A 17614-nucleotide genomic window follows, 5' to 3' on the forward strand; every position below is an offset into this window, starting at 1 on the left:
AACTAGAATCCTTCAACCTTAAAAAGGCGCGAAAGAATAATTCCGATACCTAGTACCCCTCCTCCCACACTCCCGATTTTTATGCCTTGTAGGATATCATTCCATGACAATTGAAATTCATCACCCAGAATCCATAGCACTGTAACAAAAAAAATTTTTGCCAATAGCCCAGTAATAATTACAGAGAACATACAGACAAAAAATATGCAAAAACTAGCGATCATTTTTCTTTTTAAAAGAAAGATTGAACTACTCATTTCTTAACCTTATTGATAATTCCTTGAGTTTCAACACTGCCGTATTCTGTGCTAAAGGAACCAGTTATATTTCCTGTTGTTCCAGGAATTTTACTTGGCGACATTTCTTTCGATATTCCAATCAGCCCTTTTATTTCCGTATATTTTAATCTAACGGGATCAAATTTGGGGTCCCATCCACCAGTTATCCATTTACCGATTGTATTTGCAGTAGGCTTCACTACATAATGACCAACCCCATATCCTAATCCAGAGCCAACACTACTTGTTATAGCCCCAACCATGGGGTCATCTCCCTTAATATAACTTGATGTCGCTCCACCTGCCGTATTCCATCCCACAGTTCCTAACCAACCAGTTTTTGAGGTTGCTGCTCCAACCCAAGTCGCTATCAACGCATCTGTGTAATTCACTTCACGAGTCGTGGCATATTGTATTGCAGTATTGGCTCCGCCACTGATGGCTGCTGTTATCAGAGCCCCCTTTGGCAATATACCTAACCCAACAGTACCTGCCAGATGGGCAGATACTACTGCATTCCCTTTTGCCACATCTTCAGCAAGTTTTCCTTTACAGTCTGTATCGCAGTCTGGCGTCTGGCTGAACCAGAACCCGAGGTTTGTTCCAGCGCTCGCTCCGAAAGCATTATTCTCCACCGCGTTCTTCCCGGCCTGCGCACCCGCCACCGCATCCGCGCTGCTGCCTCCGCTAAGACCCCCCATCAGTCCCGCCGCCAGCGTACTCAGCGCGCTTATCGTCGACTTCTGCTCATCCGACAGCTCTTCTGTCTTAACATCCGGATAGTATTCCGCCGCTATCCAGCGCCCCAGCAGCTCGCCGCTCACCGCGCCCGCGGCTCCCGCCAGCGCGCTGTTATTTCCCGATGCCGCCGCTATCGCTCCCCACACCGCGTGCGCCATCGCATTGGCTTCCACATTCACCTTACCCGTCGCGCTGTCCGTCGTCTGGCTGTGAATGATTTCCGCCACATACGGACTCACTGCCCCGCTCGCCGCCTGCGCCAGGTTGCCACCCGCCAGACCCTGCATCGCCGCCGTTACCGCCTGCGCCACCTGCTGGTACTTTCCGCCCGTATCGTAGTCCGCCGTCGCTGTCCGGCTCACCTGCGCGCTGATTTGCTCCTCGCTCGGGCTGCCATTCCCTCCCGCTACCAGCTTCGCCCGCGCCGCTGCCCGCGCCGCCGGGTCGCTCTGCGCCGCCTGCGCGTTCAGCTTGCCCTGCGTCACCAGCACATCACTCACCTGGCGCCCGATTTCACCTATCTTCTGCGCCGTCGCCAGCCGGTTCTGCTCTTTCTCCTTATCAAATATCGGACTCAGCGTCTGGTTCGCATGCGCCGCATCCCGGCTTAACCCCGTCACGTCCTGCTGCTGATTCGCGCTGTCGCGGATAACGATACTGCCCTCGCTCACCGCCGCCCGCGTCAGCGAACTGTCGCTGCCGCTCCCGTTCGCCCCCATCAGCAGACCGCTGGCCGCATTCCCGAGGAACTGCCCCGCCACGCTACCGCTCGTGCTCACCCCAGCGCTCTGCTGCTCCACGCTGTACTCGGCATAGTTTTTAATATCCCGGAAACCCAGCGTCCCGGTATCCAGCCGGTTCAGCTCCGCCGCCGCCGTGCTCGCCAGCACGCTGCCGTTCAGCTGCGTATGCCCGCCCACCTTCACATCAAAACCACCCTCGCCGGCAAAAATCCCTGTCTGCGCCTCCACCGACGCCCAGGTGCTGTGCATTTTGCTCTGGCTCAGGTTAAGAGACCCCGAACCGCCGCCCATGCTGCCGCTCGCCCCCACGCTGCCGCTACGCTGCTTCGAATCGTAGTTATCGCTGTCCTGCTCGCTGCTCAGCGTCAGGTTACGCCCGACGTCCATTGTCACCTGATGACCGCTCACCTGCGCCCCGGTCAGCGTCGTATCGCGACCGCTGACGATAGTCACCCGCTCACCGGCGCTGAGGGTCGTTTCGTTATGCGTCAGGCTGTTGCCCTTCTCATGGCCCTTCCCGGCGTTGGCGCTGGCGCTGACCGTCAGCCCGTTCGCGCCCTGACCGAAGTTAATACCGACGCCAAACGAACTCCCATGGCTCTCGTTTTTACCGCTCAGGGTGCTGGCGTTCTCCGCAGAGAATAAATTCACATCGCGCGCGGCATTGAGCAACGCGCTGCCGCCGGCCTGCAGCTGGCTGCCCTCAACGTTGATATCCGTCTCCGTGGCGATAATGCTGAGATTGTTGCCGGCCATCAGGCTGCTGCCGCGGCTGGTGTTCTGCGTTTGTCGCTGAGTGGATTTCGAGGACTGGCTACCCCAGGAAAGGTTGATCCCTATCATGCTCTCCGGACTGGAATCCGCAGTCTGCATCTGCGATGCCTGATACGCCTGTACGCCCGATAATGCCGACTGCAGCCCGCTCAGCGCGGCGAGACGGCCATTGCTCTCGGTGCTGGCCTGGTTGGCGCTGGAAACCGCAGTATTAATGGCGCTGCCCACCATCCCGGATAACGCCAGCGTCAGGCCGCTGGTTTTCTGCTCCACGGTATGGGTCTGGGTGCTCTGGTTTTCCGCTGCCAGAATATTCACGGTTTTACCGGTCAACGCCATATTGTTGCCGGCCACCAGGTCAGATCCCTGAACCGTCAATACATTACCGGCGCTCAGGCTCAAGTTGCCCTGTGAGCTTCCGACGGTACTGGCGGCGCTACTCAACGCCGTCGTTACGTCGGTGGCTTTCAGCGACGAACTGCCGACGCTGAAGCCGACGCCGCCGGTGCCGGAAAAGCCGCTATGTTTCTCTTTACGTAGATGGTTTTCCTGGCGACTCTCCTCGGCGGTGGTGATGGTCAGGTTACGCCCCGCCACAAGATTGACGTCCTGGGTGCCGGCAACACTGCTGCCGGACACCAGCAGGTCGCGCCCGGCCTGCATCACAATACTGTCACCGCTAAAATTGCTGCCGATGGCGTTCTGCGCCCACACTTCATCGTGAGTGGTGAGCGAGCGGCGAGCCAGCAGGCCGCTGCTGCTTTGATGGCTGTTTTCCGTCAGGTGCCATGAGGACTCGCCGCTGCTGAGGTTAATATCATTGCCGGCGGCAACCGTCAGGCTGCTGGTCGCCGTCACGCTGGCGGCGCGGGCATTAATATCGTGGCCGGCGGACAGCGCCACCGCGCCGCCGTTAATTTGCGTGCCGATATCGCTACGCTGGGTCAAGGAACGATCGTTGCCTTTCCCCCAGCTTCCGCTTTCGCTATGGGTGGTGGCGAGCGTCTGCAGATTGAGATCGTTGCCGGCGATAATCTGCGTCTGGCTGCCCGCCGCGCTGTTACTCACCATGCTTGCCGTCAGATTAATGTTATGTAACGCCTGCAGCCCCAGCTGGCCGTTTTCATTCTGGACATAAATCCCCGCGGGCCGATCGAGGCTGATGTTACCCGGGCCGCCGCTGAGGGTGCTGGCGCTGTTGATATCACGCCCGGCTTGCGCGATCAGGCTATCGCCGCCCTGCAGCGTTCCGCCAATATTGTTGATATCAGTACGCGCGTTTAGCGTAAGCTGGTTGCCGCCGATATAGCCGCTGTTATGAATGTTTTCCGCGGTTAGCTGCGTCACGTCGCGGCTTTGGATGTGCCCGCTGTTGGTCACATCACGGCTCACGCTGAACGCCACGTTTTCACCGCCGAGCAACGCGCCGCTGCCATCGAGATCGCCCGCTTTAACCCGCGCGTAAACCTGCGGCACCAGCACCTGCTGCACGGAGCCATCCGTTAGCGTGACCTCTCTGGCGACCAGCCAGACCATATCGCTGGTCAGCAGCGCCATCTGCGCTGGCGTCAGCGCCACCCCGACCGTCAGGTTGTACTGTTTGGCGAAGGCGACGCCCGCGTCCATCAGCGCCCGGTACTGCTCTTCATCGTTACTGTAGCCCTGCAGGTAGCGCCCGCCGCTCAGCTTAACGATCTGCTCACGCACCAGCCGCTGCTCGTAATAGCCGTCGCCAAGCCGCTTCATCGCCTGATCAACGCCCAGCTGATTTTGCATGTAGTCGCTGGCGAGCCACGCTTTACCGTTAGTAAAACGCGGATCGGTTTCCACCAGATAGCCTGCTTTAGCCTGCGGGTCGATCTGATACAGACTGCTGACAGGAAGCCGGGTATCCGGCGTGACGACGCGAATAACCGTTCCGTCAGCGTTAACCGGCGTCACTTCCACCAGCCGTCCGGCAGATATTTCGCCTGTTTCATCGGCGCGATCGCGCGGATTAATCACACCGCTATGGCCATCAATTTGGGTATTGCCCTGCCACTTCATGGTTTGCAGATCGATGGTATGAACCGTCGGCGTCGGTTCATATTCGCTGCTTTTTTTCCCCTGGCTGGTTTTGGTGCCGCCGAACGGGAGGCTGGTCTTTTTCTCATACCAACGGGTCTGGGTGCCGACGTCGGTGGTCACCCGCTTGCCGGTCGTGGCGACGTTGTTTAGTTCGCCAATCACGCCACCGAGCGCTCCTCCGGCGATAATCTGGCTATCGTAGTTATTCAGCTTATCACTGTTGATGATGAGCTGGCCGCCGGAGAGGATTTTGCCAGGATCGCTTTCCACCACCTGCGTTTCCACAACGGTACGCTGGTACTGGTATTCATAGAACTCATCGCCGCGGCTACCGTCCGGCATGATGGCGTCGTGAACGCCGTATTTGTTTTTATAGCTGGTATCGACCAGCGACCAGTCGAAGCGCTGTACCGATCCTTTCAGCGCCGCCTCATGGCGCCATGACTGCTCGACCATCACATCTTTCGTCACCAGATGGTCGTTGTAGTTATTGATTTGTTGGATATCGAGCGCCATATCGCCGGCGGACTCAAGCGTTGCGCTGTGGTTATTAAACACTCCCGCCCGGCCGCTGAGCGAACCGTCTTCGGCAAGCTGGCCGCCAATGGCGAGCGTACCGTCGCTGTAGATCAGCGCGTGATCCTGGTTATTGAGCGTGCCGACGCCCATTGCCAGCGATGCCCGTGCGGCAATCGTCGCTGCCACGCCGTTCTCCGCGGCGTTTGTCAGCGTTGCCGCCTGCAGCGCGACGGCATCGCCGTACAGGCGCCCGCTGCCGATATTGGTTAACGTCGTGGCGACAATATGGGTTAAGCCACCGTCAATCAGCCCCCGATTGACCAGCTCGCCGTTGACCGTCAAATGGTTCTCGCCAGCGCTGATTTCGCCTTCCTGACGGTTATCCAGCTTTGCCGCATAGAGATTGAGCGCCCGGCCGGCGCTGATAACCCCCTGATTAATCAGCCCCAGTCCGGAGAGATTCCACTGCAGGTTGCCGTTGGCGATGACCCTCCCGGCGTTATGAAACGCCTGACGCAACGTAAGCGACATATCGCCCTGAGAGAGCACCTCGCCATCGCCGCTGAGGGAATCGGCATCGAGGCTAAGTTTGCTCGCGGCAAGTAACGTCCCGCCCGTATTAGCCAGCGCCAGGTTGACGCCTGCTATTTCCAGAGCGGCGGCGGAGACGATCTGCCCCTGTTGGTTATCCAGCCCCCGATTGTGAATGGTGATGTTGAGATTACCGCCGGACTGCAGTTCTCCCTGCCGGTTATAAACGGTGGCGCTCTGAATACCCAGGGCATCAAAGGCGGTAATTGTGCCCTGCTGGTTATCCAGCAAACCGCTCGTCGTCAGGTTGACGCTGCCCCGCTGCGCCGTGCCTATCTGCCCGTGACGATTATTAAGATTTTCAGCCTGTAGTTGGATATCGCCGCTGGCGATGATATTCCCCTGCGAGTTATCCACCCCATGGCGCGCAGTGAGCTGAATGTCGCCCTGCGCCGCGCTGATTTTTCCGCCATGGTTGGTCAGATTGTCGGCGTCAAGCTTGATATCGCCATTTGCGGCAAGCACGCCGTCGCGGTTATCCAGCCCTCCTTCAGCGCTCATGGCCAGGTCGCCCTGCGCCGCAATCACTTGCCCCTGCTGGTTCCGAAGGCTGGCCACTTGTAGAGAAAGGCTGCCGCCAGCAACGATATTCCCTTGCGAATTTTCCAGCTCGTGACGCGTAGTGAGCTGAGCATTGCCCTGCGTCGTGCTGATTTTACCGCTGCGATTATTAATGTTATCTGAGTACAAAACGATATTGCCGTTAGCGGCAATAGTGCCTTCGCCGTTGTCCAGCGCGCCTTCGCTGGTAATAGACATGCCGCCGCTGCCGGTATGCAGCAGCGTTCCGTTTTGATTGAGCAACTGGCTGGTGCTGAGCGTCAAAGCATGGCTGTTGCTGACAATCTCACCGCCGCGGTTATCCAATCCCGCGCGAAAATCAAGGCGTAGATCGACCTCGCCCGTCTGCTGGATTGCGCCCTGTTGGTTATCCAGCGCCATTGCTTTCAGCTCAAGCTGGCTGGCCGTCAACAGGCCACTGTGGTTGTTGAGTTTGCCGCTGGCGGCCAACTGGAGTTTTTCGCTGGCCGCCACCACCGCATCTCGGATGGTGATATCCCCGGTCGCGGCGCTGACCACGATCTGCGCCCCCGAGGTTCGACTGTTATCAAGATCCACCGTCCTGCCCTGCGCCGTCAGCGTCCCTGCCGCCATATTGCGGCCATTTAGCGCCAGCGAGCTCTGGCTATTCAGCGTCAGCGCGCCGCTGCTGGCGGTAGAACCATCGCTATTTAATCCGGCGGCGAGCGTACTGTTTTGCGCGCTACGCAAAGCGTTGGCGGCAATCCGCGTATCGCCTTGCGCGGCGATCATGCCGTCATTGGTTAGCGTCGCGCTGGCCGTCACCACGCTATCTTTTCCGGCGTACAGTTGGCCCTGGTTGTGAAGATCGCCCTTAACGGACAGTTGCAGATTCTGCGCGGACTGAATCACGCCGCTGTTGCTGAGCGAGCCATCAGCGCTGATTGCTACGTCCCCCGCCGCCGCGCCGATATTGCCGGCATTGTGCACGCCTACGCCGCGCTCGGTACCGACAAGACGAATTTTATGGGCGTACATCCCGCCCAGCGCGCTGACGTCTATCGCCACCGCAGGCAGCGCACTGCCGTCGGCTGATTTTGCCGTCGTTCGGCTGTGCGCCGCATCGATCTGATTACGCCCTGCGGTGACCTTTAGCTCCTGCGCCCAAACCCCGGCGTTGATTTTCACCGCGCGGGCGAGCAGGTCGGTGCTGTCTACCGAGCTCGCATCAAGGCCGCCGCCCTGTATGATAATTTCGCCGCGATTGACATCATAACCGCTTATCTGCCCGTTACCGTACTGCACCTGGCCTGTCGTCAGCGTCGCGCGGTTGGCATTGATGAACCCGCAGCCGTCGCAGCTAATTCCGGCAGGGTTAGCGATAACCACCTGCGCTTTTTGTCCGGCAACCTCGATATAGCCATTCAGCCGGCTCGGATCGCGGGTATTCACCTCGTTGAGGATCACTCTGGCTTCCCCTTTCGCCAGATTCGGGTTGCCGGCGACCATCCCGGCCAGTTGGGTTGAAGTGTTAGCGTGGCTGTTATTCAGCACCACGCCGCGCCCATCGACATCAAACTGGCTGTAGACGTTGCGTGAAACGCCTGCGCCGCTCGGTGTCTGAATATTGACCTGCGGCGTGCCATTGGCGCTATTGGCGATCTGCGGTTGCTGGCCGCCGGGCGCATGGTTATCGGCGACAATCGCCGCCTGAGCCGAAGTGAGACAGGAAAAAGCGAGCAGAAAGCTAAAAGCCAGCGGCGCCAGGGAGGACGTCAGCGTCGATCCGGTTCGCGCGTCGGCGCCGGATTGCGGCGACACGCCTGCCCGATGAGAGCGGGTCGTTTCCGCCACCACCATCAGCATCCCGCGAGCCTTATTAAATACGATTCGATAAAAGCGTTTATTCATTGCCGTTACTCGTCATCCGTTGTCCACCGCGGCGCGGAAAATCATCCCTGTGCGCAGCACGCGCCGCCGGGCGGCGCGTGAGTAAAGTCAGTAGCTCCAGCTGACGCTGAAACCAAAAGTTGCCGGATCGGTTTTAAAGCCATCGGGTTTGGCTAAAGGGATACCGGCGAACAGGTCGTAGCTGGCGCGGTGGTACTGGCCGCGCAGCCCTGCCACGCCTCCGGCGAGGTGTTTGCCCACCAGCGTTTCACTGCCCGCGCCGCCGACTTCGCCGTAATCCGCCCCCAGATAAAACTCCTGCCCCGGTAACGGGGTCGACCAGGCGATATCGTTACGTACGTACCAGCCGTGACTGGCGGTCAGGGTGCGCTCGCCGTCAAAGCCGCGTACCGTCCAGCGGTTGCCGATGGAAAACATATCCGGCGAAGTCAGCGGCGTGCTGCTCATCTGCCGCTGATAGCGGCTGGTAAAGCGAAAATTTTGCCCGCCCAGGGCAAAAGGCAAATTGAGCTGAGCATTGAATTGCAGGATTTTGCTGAGGGCGGTTGCTTCCCCCCATTGCTCTTCCGGCGCAGGTTGAGCGCCAAACCAGCGGGTACCGCGCTGATAGCTCACTCCGGCATCGAGAGTGGCATTGCCCAGGTAATGGCGATGCTGCAGGCCAAGCTTCCAGGCCGCCGTCTGCCGCCGCTGGACGGCAATCTCGGTGTCATTAATGAAGTTGCGCTGCTCGCGGGCTAACACATCGGCGCTAAGAGTGGTCTTCTGACTACCGCTACGGTGCAGCACGCGGCTCATCTGGAAATCAACGTTCTTGCTTTTACCGCTGTACTGGTAATCGCCGTTGGCCCCCGCCACGGTTTGCACGTAATCGTACTGGCTGGCGGTTAATCCGAGCTGCCAGTAGCCCAGCGGGACCGAATAGTGGCCGGTCAGGTTCTTCGAAGATTTACCGCCGTTGCCATCGAGGTTATGTGAGCCGGAAAGGTAAAAAAGATCGCTTAAGGCTAGCGGGTTATCCAAGGATAGCGTCAGGTTGCCCTGATAGCGGCCGGTGGCATTAGAGCCGGAATCATCGAGCGAGGCGTCGACGCGCCAGAAGCGTTCCTGTTGGCGGTTAATGACAATATCGCTCTGCCCCGGCGTCTCGCCCGGAACAATTTCCATGCTGGCCTGTACCGTCGGCAGGCGCAGCAAGTTTTCCAGCCCCTGTTCAATATCGCGCAGGTCCAGTAGCTTCCCGTCAGTCGCCGGAAACGCGCTCGCCAGCCACAGATAATCATCGCTGTCCTCTGTAAATCTGGCTTCACGGATATAACCCGGCATCACCACCAGGCGTAAAACACCGCTTTTTAAATCCTGCTGCGGGGCAAGGATCCGGCTGGTGATATAACCGCGATCGATTAATATATTCTGCAACTGGGCCATCAGTAGATTAATGCCCTTCCCTCCCAGACAACGCCCAATCGCTTTATTTGCCTGACGCTGGAGCGGAAGCCAATGCGGTAAGGCATCGGCGCCCTGTAAAATAATCTGTGAAATAGCAAAGCAAGGTTGTTCCACGGGAAATAAACCATCATCGGTATTTATTTCTTCCGCTGATAAATGAATATCCGGTGACGGCGGCGCGAGCTGGTTTTCCAGCGCCTGCTGGCGCTGCTGCTGGTTGATGAACTGCTGCTCACGTACGGTATCCACAGGCGCGGCCCATGCCCAGGCAGGCAATATACAGATAATTAAAACTTTATGAATGAAATTCCATTTATTCATTATAATTAAGTCACAACGTTCCATGTCGAGTAATAAAAAGCAAAGCGTGGCATTTAATACAACCAAACCCATGTTAATATCAACATATATTATTCAAGCCACTTCAAAAATCATTACTTAAAATTATAAACGCGTTCATTACCCCAGTTTCATGATATGGATGAATCACCGTTAAGTTCTGCCGAAGACAATATGAAATCATCATGAAATAAGAATATGAGATTATGAATCAATATCGATTCACACTGAGAGCATTAGCGCGACCTCTTTTTACGTTCTGCCGCTCCCCCATCGCACTGGGCTGAAATATGCCGTGATCTCAATCACATAATCATCTCCTGTTCACTTGATGGCCAACCGCTTATTTCAGCTAGCGACCGCTTAACCTTCCATACAACCACTCACCGATTTACCCAACTTTACGCGCGCGCTGTTCTGGCAAGATCGAAGGCAGCCTAGCTAATCATTACCTCCATCAACCCTAACTTAAAACCAGACGGCTTCGGCCAATTATTCATCTAATTAACGCCAGGTTTTACTATGGATACCAAAAAACTATTCAAGCACATACCCTGGGTGATTCTGGGAATCATCGGGGCATTTTGCCTCTCAGTCGTCGCCCTGCGCCGCGGTGAGCACGTCAGCGCCCTGTGGATCGTCGTCGCGTCGGTTTCCGTGTACCTCGTCGCCTACCGTTATTACAGTCTGTATATCGCACAGAAGGTGATGAAGCTTGACCCGACGCGCTCCACGCCGGCGGTGATTAATAACGATGGCCTGAACTATGTGCCAACCAACCGCTACGTGCTGTTTGGCCACCACTTCGCCGCAATCGCCGGCGCCGGCCCGCTGGTCGGCCCGGTACTGGCCGCGCAAATGGGCTATCTGCCGGGCACCCTGTGGCTGCTGGCCGGCGTGGTGCTGGCGGGCGCGGTACAGGACTTCATGGTGCTGTTTATCTCCTCGCGGCGTAACGGCGCTTCGCTGGGCGAGATGATTAAACAGGAGATGGGGCCGGTTCCGGGCTCTATCGCCCTGTTCGGCTGCTTCCTGATTATGATCATCATCCTCGCGGTGCTGGCGCTCATCGTGGTGAAAGCGCTGGCGGAAAGCCCGTGGGGCGTGTTTACCGTCTGCTCGACGGTACCTATCGCCCTGTTTATGGGGATCTACATGCGCTTCCTGCGCCCAGGCCGCGTCGGTGAAGTGTCGGTTATCGGTATCGTGCTGCTGGTGGCCTCTATCTGGTTCGGCGGCGTGATTGCTCACGACCCTTACTGGGGGCCGGCGTTAACTTTTAAAGATACCACCATTACCTTTACCCTGATTGGCTACGCGTTTATCTCCGCACTGCTGCCGGTATGGCTGATTCTGGCGCCGCGTGACTATCTGGCCACCTTCCTGAAAATCGGCGTAATCGTCGGCCTGGCGCTGGGGATCGTTATCCTCAACCCGGACCTGAAAATGCCGGCAGTGACCCAGTACATTGATGGTACCGGTCCGCTGTGGAAAGGCGCCCTGTTCCCGTTCCTGTTTATCACCATCGCCTGCGGCGCCGTCTCCGGTTTCCATGCGTTGATCGCCTCCGGCACCACGCCGAAGCTGCTGGCCAACGAAACCGATGCCCGCTTTATTGGCTACGGCGCGATGCTGATGGAATCCTTTGTTGCAGTCATGGCGCTGGTTGCCGCCTCGATTATCGAACCGGGCCTTTATTTCGCGATGAACACCCCGCCGGCAGGCCTGGGCATCGTCATGCCGAACCTGCATGAAATGGGCGGTGAGAACGCGGCGATGATTGCAGCGCAGTTGAAAGAAGTGACCGTCCACGCGGCGGCGACCGTCAGCTCCTGGGGCTTCGTGATTTCACCTGAGCAGATCCTGCAGACGGCGAAAGATATCGGCGAACCTTCGGTACTGAACCGCGCCGGCGGCGCGCCGACGCTGGCCGTCGGTATCGCTCACGTGTTCCACAAAATCATCCCGATGGCGGATATGGGCTTCTGGTACCACTTCGGTATCCTGTTTGAAGCGCTGTTTATCCTCACCGCGCTGGATGCGGGGACCCGCGCAGGCCGCTTTATGCTGCAGGATCTGTTGGGTAACTTCGTGCCGTTCCTGAAAAAAACCGACTCGCTGGTCGCCGGTATTATCGGTACCGCCGGCTGCGTCGGCCTGTGGGGCTACCTGCTGTATCAGGGCGTGGTCGACCCGCTGGGCGGCGTGAAGAGCCTGTGGCCGCTGTTCGGTATCTCTAACCAGATGCTGGCCGCGGTGGCGCTGGTGCTTGGTACCGTCGTGCTGGTCAAGATGCAGCGCACCAAATATATCTGGGTCACCGTTATCCCGGCTGCATGGCTGCTGCTGTGTACCACCTGGGCGCTGGGCCTGAAGCTGTTCAGCAGCAACCCGCAGATGGAAGGCTTCTTCTTTATGGCTCAGCAGTATAAAGAGAAGATTGCCGCCGGCGGCGAGCTGACCGCACAGCAGATCGCCAACATGAACCATATCGTGGTCAACAACTACACCAACGCCGGCCTGAGCATTCTGTTCCTGGTGGTGGTGTACAGCATCATCTTCTACGGCATCAAAACCTGGCTCAATGTCCGCAACAATAAGGTGCGTACCGACAAAGAGACTCCGTACGTGCCGGTACCGGAAGGCGGCGTGAAGACCTCGTCACATCATTAACCCTGTTGCCGGATAACGCTACGCTTATCCGGCCTACCAAAAGCGCATTAACGTAGGCCGGATATAGCGCAAGTCGCCATCCGGCTTTATTCGTTATCTGGAACTTATAATGTTTGGTAACTTAGGTCAGGCAAAAAAATATCTCGGTCAGGCGGCAAAAATGCTGATTGGCATTCCGGATTACGACAACTACGTCACCCATATGCAAACCAACCATCCGGATCAGCCGTACATGACTTATGAAGAATTCTTCCGCGAACGCCAGCAGGCCCGCTACGGCGGCGACGGCAAAGGCGGCGTACGCTGCTGTTAATGGAGGCAATAATGGCACCGATTGCAGTCACCCTACTCACCGGTTTTCTCGGCGCAGGAAAAACCACCCTGCTGCGCCATATCCTGAATGAGCAGCACGGTTTCAAAATTGCCGTGATTGAAAACGAATTCGGCGAAGTCTCCGTTGACGATCAGCTGATCGGCGACCGCGCCACGCAGATTAAAACCCTGACCAACGGCTGTATCTGCTGTACACGCTCCAACGAACTGGAAGACGCCCTGCTCGATCTCCTCGACAGCCGCGATCGCGGCGAAATCGAGTTTGACCGGCTGGTGATTGAATGCACCGGCATGGCCGACCCGGGGCCGATTATCCAGACCTTTTTCTCCCATCAGGTGCTCTGCGAGCGCTATCTGCTGGACGGCGTGATCGCCCTGGTCGACGCCGTCCATGCCCACCAGCAGATGGATCAGTTCACCATCGCCCAGTCGCAGGTCGGCTACGCGGACCGGATTCTGTTAACCAAAACCGACGTCGCCGGCGACAGCGAAAAGCTGCGTGAACGGCTGGCGCGCATTAACGCGCGGGCGCCGATTTATACCGTCATCCACGGTGATATCGATCTAAGCCAGCTGTTTAACACCAGCGGCTTTATGCTGGAAGAGAAGGTTGTCAGCGCCACACCGCGCTTTCATTTTGTGGCAGAAAAGCAGAACGACGTCTCGTCGATTGTGGTCGAGCTCGACTATCCGGTGGATATCAGCGAGGTCTCACGGGTGATGGAAAATCTGCTGCTCTCCTTTGCCGAACAGCTGATGCGTTATAAAGGGATGCTGTGGATCGACGGCGAGCCGAATCGCCTGCTGTTCCAGGGCGTGCAGCGCCTCTATAGCGCCGACTGGGACCGCCCGTGGGGCGATGAAACGCCGCACAGCACGCTGGTATTTATCGGCATTCAATTACCAGAAGAGGAAATTCGCGCGGCATTTGCCGGGTTACGACGCTAACCTGCCCGCCTGCGCCCTAAGGCGCAGGCACCCTCTCTCTGACATATCGTCAAAAACAGGGACCAAACGTCGGCAGCGCGTCGAAAAATGTAAAGCAACATTTTAATAAGTAACAGCGGAAACATTTTTGGAAATTATAAGAAACTGAATGAATAGGCCCCTTAATAATTAATGGCTGCTCTGTTCAGTTTCTGTTTAGCCCACCAATTAAACTGCGGCTAAACAGGCCAAATTTTATGATTGACCTTGCCGTAACCCAACGTCATTACAACATTTTCAAAACACCTTCCTGACAAAGACAGCATAAAAAATCGACGAGAGTCACATTTGCAGAGGCAAACATCGCTTGTTAAGGTTCCCTCAGACAAATTTATTGACGAGGAGTAAACCATGAAAAAGCTTAACATCCTTATTCTTGCAGCCCTGACCGCGGTCTCTGGTTCCGCCATGGCGGTGGGGTTTACCGTTGAACAGGGTAAAAACTTCACCAATCTGAATATGGAAATGGGTAAATCCTCATCCGGCCTGTACGCCGAAAGCCACTGGTTGAAGAATACCGATGATGGTAGCCAGACCGGCGGCGTGGGCGCGGGTTACAACCTGGAAGTGGGCCCGGTGATGCTCAATGCCGGTGCGAAAGCCATCTACCTGGGGCCGAAAAAAGGCGATAACGGCGTCGCGTTTCCGGTCGGCGGCGGGGTGAACGTGGCCCTGACCGACAGCATCCACGTGTTTGGCGAAGGGTATGTCGCGCCGGATGGCCTGAACAACAGCGTGAAAAACTATGTTGAAGCGAACGGCGGCGTAAGCTGGTCCCCGGTTGGTCCACTGACGTTAAAAGTGGGTTACCGCCATGTGAGCGTTGATGGCAAAGAGGGTCGCCCGAACCACACCCTGATTGATGGCGCCTATGTGGGCGGCGGGGTCACCTTCTGATTATGGTCAACGCCCCCGCGATAAGGTTAAGGTGCGCTGAGCATTAGCCATAAAAAAACCTGCCGAATGGCAGGTTTTTTTATGGCCGGATCATAGGCTTAGCGGCGCACCACCACCAGCTTCTGGTTCACAAACTCTTTGATGCCGAGATCGGAGAGCTCCCGTCCGTAACCGGAACGCTTGACGCCGCCAAACGGCAGCTCTGGCGCGGTATCGGTGAGCCAGTTGATATAAACCATTCCGGTTTCAATGGCCGACGCCATCCGTTTGGCGCGTTCGATATCCTCACTGAACACCGCGCCGCCCAGGCCATAGTGGGAATCATTGGCCAGCTGGATTGCTTCCTCGTCATTTTTCACCACGTAGATCTGCGCCACCGGGCCAAAGAACTCTTCGAAGTACGCCGGATTATCACGGGTGATACCGGTCAGGATGGTAGGTTCAAAGAAGTTACCTTCTCCTGCCACCGCTTTGCCGCCCAGATGCAGCTTAGCGCCATTTTTCACCGCCTCGTCCACCTGTTTGCTTAAGGTGTCCAGCGCATCTTTGGAAGAGAGTGGCCCCAGCGTGGTGCTTTCATCCAGCGGATCGCCGATTTTCACCTGGCGAAACGCCTCGCTAAATTTTATCAGGAACGCATCCGCGATATTTTCGTGCAGGATAAAGCGCTTGGCAGCGGTACATACCTGGCCGGCGTTATTCAGCCGCGCCTGGACGCCGATTTTCACCGCGCGCTCCAGGTCGGCATCGTCCAGTACGACAAACACATCATTGCCGCCCAGTTCCAGCGTCGATTTCTTAATATGCTTCGCCGCCTGCGCCGCCACCACGCTGCCGGCTTTCTCCGACCCGGTGAGCGCCGCGCCCTGCACGCGATCGTCGGCGATAATCTTCGCCACCTGATCCTGGGAGATAAAGAGGTTGGTCCACGCCCCCTCCGGTGCGCCGGCCTCACGCACCAGATGGGCAAAGGTCTCCGCGCAGTGCGGCACAATGCTGGCGTGTTTGGCGATAACCGGGTTGCCGGCCGCCAGGTTTGGCGCCAGGACGCGCATCAGCTGATAATAGGGGAAGTTCCACGGCTCCACCGCCAGTAAGACGCCAATGGGATGGTGCTCAACCCAGGCTTCACCCAGTTCGGAAGGATATTTAACCGGCGCCAGGAACGATTTGGCGTTATCGGCGTAATAGCGGGCGATCTGCGCGCAAAGTTTCACTTCGCCGCGGCTCTGCTTAATGAGTTTCCCCATCTCCTGGCTGGCGATTTTTGCCAGCTCCTCCGCCCGGCTGTCGATCAGATCAGCCAGCTTATGCAGTACCGCCAGCCGCGGTTCAATATCGCCTTTTGCCCAGGCAGAATGGTAGAGCGCATCCGCCTGCTGCAGCGCCGCCTCCACGTCCGCATCGCTGTGCGCCGGGTACGTTTTAATAAGCTGATTGTTCGCAGGATTCACCGTCTGATAGGCCATATCGCATGTCTCCTTGTTATCGCTACTAAGGCAGTCAAAAATGCCGTTAAGGATATTAAGGGTAGTCGAGATGGCTGGCGATGCGGGTAAAGTTAGGTATATCCGGAATATTCCATAAAGAGGCTAACCGGGACTACCTTCAGGCCGCCCCGGCGTTATCAATGGGCCAGCGCGGCGATCTCATCGGCGCCCAGGCCGGTGATTTTCACTACCGTCTCGCGGGCAATACCGTCGGCCAGCATCCTCTGTGCGATGCGCAGCGCTTCGGCATGCTGTCCTTCCTGCCGGCCTTCTTGTCTGCCTTGTTGCCATCCTTCAAACCGCCCTTCCCGTTTGCCTTTTCTGCGGCCTACTTCCTGTAATCTTTCGGCGATGGTCATCAATCTCTCCCTGTGCTGAGGAACCCGTTGCGCCACTTCACGGATAAACCGGCCAAAGCGGCGCGCGTTACCCGTTTGCAGCAGATAATTAAACAGCGTTTTCAGCTGCCTGTCATTAACGTCACCGCTAAGTAAAATCGTCGTCAGTTGCTCAACAATGCCCATTAAATCGCGCTGGCGGATATGCTTCTGTATCAGCTCAAGTAGCGCCACGCGCCGATGGCTAACGATCTCATCGTCAGGGATCACCGTGATATCCACCAGCGGAAAGGGCGAGGCATAAAGCTCACTCGCCAGCTGTGGATCGACAAAGCAGTCCAGCCAGTTGAGTGACCACGGGTATGGCGTGGTCGCTCCGTGATAGAAGAGCATCGGCACCACCAGCGGCAGTTTTGTATGACCGCTATCCAGATGACGCTGCATCGCGGCGATGGCGTAACGCATCAGGCGAAAGGCCATCTGCGCATCCGGTGAGCTTTGATGTTCGATAACCACATAAATATAGCCCTCGCCAGAGGCGGTTTTGAGTGACCACAGCACATCGGAGTACCAGGCGCGCAGGCTCTCCTCGATAAAGCTTGCCGATTCCAGCTGTAAAGTATCGAGGTCGCAACGCTGACGCAGCGCAGGCGGTAAATGAATCGCCAGAAAATCGCGCGCGGTGTCGGCCTGAGTGAGGAACTGTTTAAACACCGCATCATGCGGCGTCGACGTGGTGCCCTTTACCATCGGCTCATCCCTGCCTGCTTATCCTGCCGGGACTCTACACGCGCGGAATGTCTCAGGCACCCGGGCAATACAACCTTTACGCGCCGCCGCGGAAAGAGATTTACCCAGACTGCAAGCGCAACATCTTTTTTCGCAGCTGTACGCAAATCCCGGCGGGCGACAGCCTCTGCGCAGCATGCTATAAACGACTTATCCCCGCAGCAAAGGCCGAA

At 57.1% G+C, this 17614-nt stretch carries 9 protein-coding genes; 4 read left to right on the forward strand and 5 right to left on the reverse strand.

What is annotated here, in order from left to right; translation table 11 throughout:
- Nucleotides 1–2: 2 nt before the first annotated feature.
- From LGL98_RS21875 to LGL98_RS21885, 3 genes are all read right to left on the reverse strand, one after another.
- A complete protein-coding gene (locus LGL98_RS21875; protein ID WP_020079701.1) occupies nucleotides 3–257 on the reverse strand; it encodes a hypothetical protein in 255 nt (84 codons plus the stop codon).
- Complete coding sequence (locus LGL98_RS21880; RefSeq protein ID WP_136031518.1) at nucleotides 254–8146, reverse strand: two-partner secretion domain-containing protein; 7893 nt, start codon at nucleotides 8144–8146, stop codon at nucleotides 254–256. Before LGL98_RS21880 ends, LGL98_RS21875 begins: the two co-directional genes overlap by 4 nt.
- 87 nt (nucleotides 8147–8233) lie before the next feature.
- Nucleotides 8234–9916: a ShlB/FhaC/HecB family hemolysin secretion/activation protein gene (locus LGL98_RS21885; protein WP_136031516.1), complete on the reverse strand. Its 1683-nt coding sequence runs from the start codon at nucleotides 9914–9916 to the stop codon at nucleotides 8234–8236.
- A 540-nt stretch (nucleotides 9917–10456) separates the two neighbouring features.
- Between LGL98_RS21885 and LGL98_RS21890 the strand changes: the two genes are divergently transcribed.
- From LGL98_RS21890 to LGL98_RS21905, 4 genes are all read left to right on the forward strand, one after another.
- On the forward strand, nucleotides 10457–12607 hold the full coding sequence (locus LGL98_RS21890) for a carbon starvation protein (protein WP_002887454.1): 2151 nt from the start codon (nucleotides 10457–10459) through the stop codon (nucleotides 12605–12607).
- A gap of 109 nt (nucleotides 12608–12716) precedes the next feature.
- A complete protein-coding gene (locus LGL98_RS21895) occupies nucleotides 12717–12920 on the forward strand; it encodes a YbdD/YjiX family protein (protein WP_002887451.1) in 204 nt (67 codons plus the stop codon).
- Nucleotides 12921–12931: 11 nt separating this feature from the next.
- A complete protein-coding gene (yjiA, locus tag LGL98_RS21900; RefSeq protein WP_136031514.1) occupies nucleotides 12932–13888 on the forward strand; it encodes a GTPase in 957 nt (318 codons plus the stop codon).
- A 390-nt stretch (nucleotides 13889–14278) separates the two neighbouring features.
- A complete protein-coding gene (locus LGL98_RS21905) occupies nucleotides 14279–14824 on the forward strand; it encodes a YfaZ family outer membrane protein (protein ID WP_136031512.1) in 546 nt (181 codons plus the stop codon).
- Nucleotides 14825–14922: 98 nt separating this feature from the next.
- On the opposite strand, the gene LGL98_RS21910 is transcribed toward LGL98_RS21905, so the two are convergent.
- Both LGL98_RS21910 and LGL98_RS21915 read right to left on the reverse strand, forming a co-directional pair.
- Nucleotides 14923–16293 (reverse strand): NAD-dependent succinate-semialdehyde dehydrogenase, encoded by a 1371-nt coding sequence (locus LGL98_RS21910; protein WP_136031510.1) that lies wholly within the window; start codon nucleotides 16291–16293, stop codon nucleotides 14923–14925.
- Nucleotides 16294–16451: 158 nt separating this feature from the next.
- Nucleotides 16452–17402, reverse strand: a complete 951-nt coding sequence (locus LGL98_RS21915; protein ID WP_136031509.1) for an Rpn family recombination-promoting nuclease/putative transposase — start codon at nucleotides 17400–17402, stop codon at nucleotides 16452–16454.
- Nucleotides 17403–17614: the final 212 nt, after the last annotated feature.

It is taken from the genome of Klebsiella africana (assembly GCF_020526085.1).
GTDB lineage: Bacteria > Pseudomonadota > Gammaproteobacteria > Enterobacterales > Enterobacteriaceae > Klebsiella > Klebsiella africana.

Bases quoted from the DNA above. Each gene is read 5' to 3' on its own strand.
- LGL98_RS21875 (WP_020079701.1), bottom strand. From the start codon at position 257: ATGAGTAGTTCAATCTTTCTTTTAAAAAGAAAAATGATCGCTAGTTTT.
- LGL98_RS21880 (WP_136031518.1), bottom strand. From the start codon at position 8,146: ATGAATAAACGCTTTTATCGAATCGTATTTAATAAGGCTCGCGGGATG.
- LGL98_RS21885 (WP_136031516.1), bottom strand. From the start codon at position 9,916: ATGAATAAATGGAATTTCATTCATAAAGTTTTAATTATCTGTATATTG.
- LGL98_RS21890 (WP_002887454.1), top strand. From the start codon at position 10,457: ATGGATACCAAAAAACTATTCAAGCACATACCCTGGGTGATTCTGGGA.
- LGL98_RS21895 (WP_002887451.1), top strand. From the start codon at position 12,717: ATGTTTGGTAACTTAGGTCAGGCAAAAAAATATCTCGGTCAGGCGGCA.
- yjiA (WP_136031514.1), top strand. From the start codon at position 12,932: ATGGCACCGATTGCAGTCACCCTACTCACCGGTTTTCTCGGCGCAGGA.
- LGL98_RS21905 (WP_136031512.1), top strand. From the start codon at position 14,279: ATGAAAAAGCTTAACATCCTTATTCTTGCAGCCCTGACCGCGGTCTCT.
- LGL98_RS21910 (WP_136031510.1), bottom strand. From the start codon at position 16,293: ATGGCCTATCAGACGGTGAATCCTGCGAACAATCAGCTTATTAAAACG.
- LGL98_RS21915 (WP_136031509.1), bottom strand. From the start codon at position 17,402: ATGGTAAAGGGCACCACGTCGACGCCGCATGATGCGGTGTTTAAACAG.